Source organism: Thermococcus sp. ES12 (assembly GCF_012027515.1).
Taxonomy (GTDB): Archaea; Methanobacteriota_B; Thermococci; order Thermococcales; family Thermococcaceae; genus Thermococcus; species Thermococcus barossii.
On record NZ_SNUP01000057.1, the window covers coordinates 1 to 461 of the forward strand.

Consider the following 461-nt stretch of genomic DNA (forward strand, 5'->3'; position numbering starts at 1 on the left):
CTTTAAGGCTTTTTCGGAGAAAAAGATTTATATGGTTATGTTAAATTATTAGCAGGTCAAAAATCTTCGAGTTCGAAAAATGTCCTTTTCTGTTTCAAGTTTTAGGTTTAGGTGAATAACTAAGGCGGAACCTTGCAAAGCTTTATCACACTCCTCCAGTCAAGAACTTCGGCGTTTTCTGGAGCTCTCGGCAAGATCTCTTTGTCCGGAACTATAAGGAGCTTTCTCTTGGCATTAAGGGCTTCAAATTTCTCCTCAACCTTCTTAATGTCCCTCTCTTTAATCTTCTCCTTCCACTTAACCTCAGCAACCAAGTGCAACTTTTTATTTCTCAATAATGCAATATCTACTTCCAGATCCGGCATCTCAATCCTGACGGGTTGGAGTGAATAGTGTTTTGTCAGCAATCTTTCAAAGAATCTCTCAACGTAGTGCGGCATTTTCTCCTTAAAAACCCTTTC

At 39.3% G+C, this 461-nt stretch carries 1 pseudogene; it reads right to left on the reverse strand.

Going from position 1 to position 461, the window contains the following annotated elements:
• Nucleotides 1-119: 119 nt before the first annotated feature.
• Nucleotides 120-461: pseudogene (locus tag E3E37_RS11005) on the reverse strand (ATP-binding protein); the annotation flags it as partial.